Origin of the sequence: Nonomuraea wenchangensis (genome assembly GCF_900111685.1) — a bacterium.
Classification (GTDB): Bacteria; Actinomycetota; Actinomycetes; order Streptosporangiales; family Streptosporangiaceae; genus Nonomuraea; species Nonomuraea wenchangensis.
Genome location: NZ_FOHX01000004.1, coordinates 309096 through 315465, shown reverse-complemented (window position 1 = coordinate 315465; position 6370 = coordinate 309096). Strand labels below are relative to the sequence as shown.

At 68.4% G+C, this 6370-nt stretch carries 6 protein-coding genes, 1 pseudogene and 1 riboswitch; of the genes and pseudogenes, 3 read left to right on the top strand and 4 right to left on the bottom strand.

The genetic code is table 11. The annotated features are described in order from the left end of the window. Positions 1-356 (bottom strand): annotated as a pseudogene (locus BMW85_RS48415) (DUF4870 domain-containing protein); the annotation flags it as partial. 85 nt (positions 357-441) lie between these two features. Beyond that, entirely contained in the window at positions 442-1011 is a 570-nt protein-coding gene (locus BMW85_RS13930; RefSeq protein ID WP_091081336.1) for an amino-acid N-acetyltransferase, read from the bottom strand. Between the two features lie 276 nt (positions 1012-1287). Further along, positions 1288-1438: riboswitch (cyclic di-AMP (ydaO/yuaA leader) on the top strand. Between the two features lie 107 nt (positions 1439-1545). Here BMW85_RS13930 and BMW85_RS13925 point away from each other — a divergent pair. Beyond that, positions 1546-2487, top strand: a complete 942-nt coding sequence (locus tag BMW85_RS13925; protein WP_245774783.1) for a C40 family peptidase — start codon at positions 1546-1548, stop codon at positions 2485-2487. 23 nt (positions 2488-2510) lie between these two features. Here the strand turns inward: BMW85_RS13925 and BMW85_RS13920 are convergent, their stop codons facing one another. Continuing rightward, positions 2511-2723, bottom strand: a complete 213-nt coding sequence (locus tag BMW85_RS13920) for a LuxR C-terminal-related transcriptional regulator (RefSeq protein WP_091081333.1) — start codon at positions 2721-2723, stop codon at positions 2511-2513. 469 nt (positions 2724-3192) lie between these two features. Between BMW85_RS13920 and BMW85_RS13910 the strand changes: the two genes are divergently transcribed. Then, the gene (locus tag BMW85_RS13910; protein WP_091081330.1) at positions 3193-4167 is read left to right on the top strand and encodes a cytochrome P450; all 975 of its coding nucleotides are present in this window, start codon (positions 3193-3195) and stop codon (positions 4165-4167) included. 28 nt (positions 4168-4195) lie between these two features. On the opposite strand, the gene lysX is transcribed toward BMW85_RS13910, so the two are convergent. Continuing rightward, positions 4196-5653 carry a bifunctional lysylphosphatidylglycerol synthetase/lysine--tRNA ligase LysX gene (lysX, locus tag BMW85_RS13905; RefSeq protein WP_245774814.1) on the bottom strand — a complete coding sequence of 486 codons (1458 nt, stop codon included), beginning with the start codon at positions 5651-5653 and terminating at the stop codon, positions 4196-4198. 170 nt (positions 5654-5823) lie between these two features. Here lysX and BMW85_RS13900 point away from each other — a divergent pair, with 170 nt between their 5' ends. Continuing rightward, the gene (locus BMW85_RS13900; protein ID WP_091081326.1) at positions 5824-6303 is read left to right on the top strand and encodes a hypothetical protein; all 480 of its coding nucleotides are present in this window, start codon (positions 5824-5826) and stop codon (positions 6301-6303) included. The last annotated feature ends 67 nt before the right edge of the window (positions 6304-6370 follow it).

The following is a 6370-nucleotide window of genomic DNA, read 5'->3' as shown; positions in this document are numbered from 1 at the left end:
GGCTGCTGGCCGTACTGGGGCTGCTGGCCGTAGCCCTGCTGCTGGCCGTACTGCGGCTGCTGGCCGTAGCCCGGCTGCTGGCCGCCGTATTGGGGCTGCTGGCCGTAGCCCTGCTGGCCGTAGTCGGGCTGCGACTGCTGCTGCTGACCGTACTGGGGCTGCTGGCCGTAACCCTGCTGCTGCTGGTTGTAGGGGGGCTGGCCGAAGGCGTCGTCCGCCCGGTAGCCGACCACGGTGGCGTCGGGGTCGGGCTCGCCGGGGTGGCGGCCCTGGTGCTGCTGGCCGTAGGGGGGATTGCCAGGCGCGGAGTTCTCGCCGGATTCGTCTTGCGGATACGGCGGCTGTCCGGTGCTCACCGTGTCACCTCGCTTCGCGTGCGCATGTGGCACGTGTCAGGGCACATGCCTGTGCTGCCCAACGTATCGACATAGGTATCAACAATCACCTTTCCAGTTGGTCAAGGTCCGCGTCACCCGATGTCAGATGGAGCAGCATGCGGGTGTTGCCCAGGGTGTTCGGCTTGACGTGCTCCAGGTCGAGGAACTCGGCCACACCCTCGTCGTACGAGGCCAGGAGTTCGGCGTAGACCTCCGGCGAGACCGGTGTCCCCTGGATCGGCCGGAACCCGTGCCTTGCGAAGAATTCGATCTCGAAAGTGAGACAGAACACTCGCCGCAGACCCAGATCCTTCGCCTGCTGTATGAGCGCCTCCACGATCCGGTGGCCGATGCCCAAGCCCCGGCACTCCGGATCGACGGCGACCGTGCGGACCTCGGCGAGATCCTCCCACAGGACGTGCAGGGCGCCACAGCCGGCGACCCGCCCGCCGAGATCGGCCACCCAGAACTCCTGTACGTCCTCGTACAGCGTCACCGTGGTCTTCTCCAGGAGCCGCGGACCCGCGCCCGCGTAGGTGTCGACCAGGCGCCTGATGCCGCGGACGTCGGGCGTACGGGCACGCCGGACCACCACCGCGGTCTCGGGCGCTGTCAGCTCGGCCACCTGCTCCATGGCTCTCCAGAGTACAGATGTCATTACGGCTCGGACCTAACTCCCTCAACCGCCCCGTACAGGGGGTCCGGCACGACTGTCCAGGCGCAGGTCCGACGTCCACCGACGCCGAGCAAAACCAAGGGCAAAAAGGACATAAAGTCTCTTCTGTACGCTTGATCACGAGATCACCTTGTGACCCTTCGGTTGTGAAACCTCAACAGATCAAGCAGTTCTGGTTGAGCAGGAACCGGGAGTGCATTAGTGTCCAGCGACGACGTTCCCCGCGTGTCGCGCGCGGGAGACACGCCCAATTCCCGCAAGGGAAACCGGGGACCCGCCGATGGCGCCCGCCGCACGCCATCACTGGGGTGAATCCGAAACGTTCGGTAGGGCTCCTCCGGCCCGAACCCGTCAGCTAACCCGGTAGGCGTCGAGGAAGGGAGCCGGTTGGTGAAGCGCACGCGCACGCGTGGGGACGAGAGGACGGCGGGCGGGAACGCCCCCCATCGCGAACGGTTCCGGCGACCGTTCCGCCTCGGAGCGGCGGTCCTGATGGCCGGCGCGTTACTTGCGGCCCCTATCGCCCCGGCGTCCGCGGAGCCCAAGCCCTCGCTCAAGGAGCTGTCGGACCGGGTCGAGAAGCTGCACGTCGAGATCGAGACGCTCACGGAGCAGTACAACGGCCAGCGGGAGAAGTACAAAACCGCCAAGAAGGCCGCAGACGCCGCACAGAAGACTCTGGCCGACAGCCAGGCCGATCTCGCCGCCAAGCGCGCGAAGGCCGTCATGCTCGCCCAGAACGCCTACATCACCGGCGGGCTCAACCGCTCGCTCACCTTCATGCAGTCCGACGATCCCGAGAAGTTCCTCGACCGGGCCGCGACCACGCACGCGCTGGAGACGCAGCAGAGCGAAGAGGTCAACCAGCTGCTCAAGGCCATGGACGCGGCCACCCGCGCCGAGGCCGGCGCCAAGACCCGCATGGAGGAGCTGCGCACGATCGTCGCCGACCTCGACGCCAAGCGCGACAAGATCACCTCACTGGTCACCAAGACCGAGAGCAGCCTCTTCCGCCGCGCCCTCGGCGAGGCCGGGCAGCCCGGCACCCGCGCCGTACGCGTCAACCTGCCGATCCCCGGCACCGGCAAGGCCGCCGCGGCCGCCAGGTGGGCGCTCACGCAGCAGCTCAAGCCGTACGTGTGGGGCGCCGGCGGCCCGAGCTCCTACGACTGCTCCGGTCTGGTCATGGCCGCCTTCCGGCGCGTCGGCATCTCGCTGCCGCACTACACCGGCGACCAGTGGACCGCGGGCCGGCACATCTCGCGCGAGGAGATGCGCCCCGGCGACCTGGTCTTCTTCTACAGCGACCTGCACCACGTCGGCATCTACATCGGCGGGGGCATGATGGTGCACGCCCCGCGCACCGGCGACGTCGTACGGGTGGCCGCGCTCGGCAACCGGCCCTTCGCGGGCGCGGTACGCATCGCAGACTGACCCGGTATGACCGGGTGACCCCGTCAGATGAGGTGGCGGCGTGCCGCCCAGGCCACGGCCTCGATGGCCGTGGCCACGCCGATGCGGTCGCAGATGCCGCGCAGTCTTCGGCGCACCGTGCGTCCGCTTATGTCCAGACGTCTCCCCACCCGGTCTACAGTGACGCCCTTGGCCAGCTCGCCGAGTAAAGCCAGATCCGCGTGGCTCAGCTCAACGCCTTCAGTGAGCACTTCCATCGGGAGCCCTCCCCCCCAACAGCAGAATTTGGACCTCACAACGGGCCAAAGCCGCTCGTCTCGCAGACGGTAAACGCATCTCTGAAAGGTCGTCAAGCGTGATAAACCCCGCCCTTGACGAGCGCTATTGACATGATCGCGTATATGTGACCTACTCGCCATATGCCGACCGGATGCTGGACGCGCGATGACCGATCTCGTTGATCAGCCCGGGGGCTCCACTCCTTCCCCCTCGGGTCCGGCGGACCTCCTGGGTTTTGATCCCGCGGACCCCGGTTTTCTGGATGATCCCTATGCGCGTTATCACGCGCTGCGCGAGCGCGGGCCGATCTTCCGTACGCCCGCCGGGCTGTTCATCCTGACCGATCACGAACTGTGCGGCGCCATGCTCCGCGACCCCCGTTTCGGCCACGGCCCGAATCCCATCAACCGCGTCAATCCAGGTCAGCCCGTCGAGTCATTTCTGCGTATGGACCCGCCCGATCACACCCGGTTACGCGGTCTGGTCAGCAGGGCGTTCACGCCCCGCATGGTCGAACGGCTGCGCCCGCGCGTCGAGGCCGTCACCGCCGGGCTGATCGCGGCGCTGCCCGAGGAGGGCGATCTGGTTTCCGGCTTCGCGTACCCGCTGCCGGTCATGGTGATCTGCGAGATGCTGGGGGTGCCGCCGGAAGATCACGAGCGCTTCCAGGGCTGGAGCGAGACGGCCGCCCGCAGCCTTGACCCGATGCTTACAGCGGAGCTGATATCGGAAAGCGGGCGGTCCGGAAGAGAGTTTCGCGACTACTTCCGCGACCTCCTGGAGCTCCGGCGCCGGCAGCCCGGCGACGACCTGCTGAGCGCCCTCACCCGGGTCGAGGAGCTGACCGAGGGCGAGTTGCTGGCCACCTGCGTGCTGCTGCTCGTGGCCGGGCACGAGACGACCGTCAACCTCATCGCCAACGGGGTGCTCGCCCTGGTCCGCCACGGCCTGCTCCGGCAGGCGGCCGAGCGGCCGCGGCAGGTCGTCGAGGAGGTGCTGCGCTACGACCCGCCGGTCCAGCTCACGGGACGGGTGGCGCTCCGCGACGCCGAGCTCGGCGGGACGCCGGTGCCCGCGGGCACGGCCGTGGTCGCGTTGATCGGCGCGGCCAATCGCGACCCCGCGGTCTTCCCCGACCCCGACCGCTTCGACCCCGATCGCTTCGACCCCAACCGCACCGGCCCCGACCGCACCGACCCCCGCCGCCTCGACGGGGCTCGGGAGCCGGGGCGGCATCTCGCCTTCGGGCTCGGCATCCACTTCTGCCTCGGCGCGACGCTGGCCAGGATGGAGGGCGAGATCGCGCTCTCCGCGCTGGCCGCCGCCGCGCCACGGATGGAGCTGCTGGACCCGGCGCCGCCGTACCGGCCGAACCTGGTGCTGCGGGGGCTCGCGGAGCTCCCCGTGCGGCTCAACCGCTGACGCACCGGGCCCCGACCGGGCCCGATCGTCAGTGGGTGGGCTTGACCAGCGGGAACAGGATGGTCTCGCGGATGTTCTTGCCGGTGAACGCCATGATCATCCGGTCGATGCCCGCGCCCATGCCACCCGTCGGCGGCATGCCGTACTCGAGGGCCGTCAGGAAGTCCTCGTCGAGCTGCATCGCCTCAAGGTCGCCGCCGGCGGCGAGCAGCGACTGCTCCATCAGCCGGTGCCGCTGGTCGATCGGGTCGTTGAGCTCGGAGTAGGCGGTGCCCAGCTCGGTGCCGAAGCCGATTAGGTCCCACTTCTCGGTGAGCAGCGGGTTGTCGCGGTGGAGCCGGGCCAGCGGCGAGGTCTCCAGCGGATAGTCCATGACGAACGTCGGCTGCACCAGCGTGTGCTCCACCAGCGCCTCGAACAGCTCCTGCACGAGCTTGCCCGACCCCCACTTCGGGTCCCAGTGCACCTCGCGCCGGTCGGCGATCTTGCGCAGCTCCTCCAGCGTGGTGGAGGTGGTGATCTCCTCGCCGACGGCCTCGGAGACCAGGCCGTAGAGCGTCGCCCGGGGCCACTCGGCCATCCCGAGGTCGATCTCGACGCCGTCGTGCACGACGACCGTGGTGTCCAGGGCGGCCATGACGGCCTTTTGGTACATCCGCTGCGTGAGGTCGGCCATGTCGTGGTAGTCGAGGTAGGTGCCGTACGCCTCGATCATGGTGAACTCGGGGTTGTGCGTCGAGTCGGCGCCCTCGTTGCGGAAGTTGCGGTTGATCTCGAAGACCTTCTCGACGCCGCCGACCACGAGCCGCTTGAGATAGAGCTCGATCGCGATGCGCAGATAGAGCTCCATGTCGTAGGCGTTGATGTGGGTGCGGAAGGGCCGGGCCGCCGCGCCGCCGTGGATCGGCTGCAACATCGGCGTCTCGACCTCGAGGTAGCCCTCCTCGTGCCAGAAGTCGCGCACCGCGCGCACGGTGGCGCTGCGGACGCGGGCCATCTTCCTGGCCTCGTCGTTGACGATGAGGTCGACGTAGCGCTGCCGTACGCGCGCCTCGGGGTCGGTGAGGCCGACGTGCTTCTCCGGCAGCGGCCGCAGGCACTTGGCGGTGATCTGCCAGTCGTCGGCGAGCACGGACAGCTCGCCGCGCCGCGAGGTGATGACCTCGCCGGTGATGCCGACGTGGTCGCCGAGGTCGACGTCGCGCTTCCAGCGGGACAGCGACTCCTCGCCGACCCGGTCGAGGGAGATCATGACCTGCAGGTCGGCCTCGCCGTCGCGGATGGTGGCGAAGCAGAGCTTCCCGCCGACGCGGCTGAGCATGACGCGACCGGTCACCGAGACGCTCTCGCCGGTGGCGGTGTCGGGCTCCAGGCCCTGGTATTTCTCCCTGACCTCGGCGTTGGTCGCCGTACGGGGGAAATTGACCGGGTAAGGATCGACGCCCTCACTGCGAAGGCGGTCGAGCTTCTCCCTCCGGATCCGCATCTGCTCGGGAAGTTCTTCGCTCACAGCACTAAAGCGTAGGGGATATGGCGAACTGCAAGGACTCGTCGGTCCGTTGCAGGGTGCCTGCAAGAGGGCTCTTTTATCAATGACTCACGAGCTCAGGGGGAGGCCGGCAGGGAGCCGGCCCAGGGGAGCTCCAGGAGAGAGACATGTTCAAGAAGCTCGCGATCGGCACCCTCGCCGCCGCCGCCACCACCGCCGTCGCCCTGTCGATGCCCGCCGCCGCCTTCGCCTCCTCGCCCCACGCCGACGACTACTCCTCGCACTGGGGCCCGGTCTACGCCAAGCACTTCCAGGCCAAGGCCGAGGGCAACGTCGAGGTCAACTGGGACGACGACGGCGAGTCCAACGAGGTCCACGTGCGCGGCAAGCTCTGGGACCGCGACAACCGCAGCTACGACGACGGCGGCAAGTGCGCGTACGTGCGGTTCCAGGCCGAGGACTTCGACGGCGACTGGTCGCCGGTCTTCTGGCGGAAGTACTGCGGCTACCCCAGCTTCCAGCGCTTCCACTTCGAGGAGAACGACGTCCAGACCCTGCGGGTGCAGGTCTGCCAGATCGGCCTGAACAGCAAGTTCCCGACCAAGTGCGGTCGCTGGGAGTACATCTACACCAACGAGAGCGAGTAGTGACGCCGGAGCTCGCATTCGAGCACCCTGGCGCCGCAGCACCCGAGCACGCGAAGACCGCGGGCGG

Bases quoted from the DNA above. Each gene is read 5' to 3' on its own strand.
- BMW85_RS13930 (WP_091081336.1), bottom strand. From the start codon at position 1,011: ATGGAGCAGGTGGCCGAGCTGACAGCGCCCGAGACCGCGGTGGTGGTC.
- BMW85_RS13925 (WP_245774783.1), top strand. From the start codon at position 1,546: ATGGCCGGCGCGTTACTTGCGGCCCCTATCGCCCCGGCGTCCGCGGAG.
- BMW85_RS13920 (WP_091081333.1), bottom strand. From the start codon at position 2,723: ATGGAAGTGCTCACTGAAGGCGTTGAGCTGAGCCACGCGGATCTGGCT.
- BMW85_RS13910 (WP_091081330.1), top strand. From the start codon at position 3,193: ATGGACCCGCCCGATCACACCCGGTTACGCGGTCTGGTCAGCAGGGCG.
- lysX (WP_245774814.1), bottom strand. From the start codon at position 5,653: ATGCGGATCCGGAGGGAGAAGCTCGACCGCCTTCGCAGTGAGGGCGTC.
- BMW85_RS13900 (WP_091081326.1), top strand. From the start codon at position 5,824: ATGTTCAAGAAGCTCGCGATCGGCACCCTCGCCGCCGCCGCCACCACC.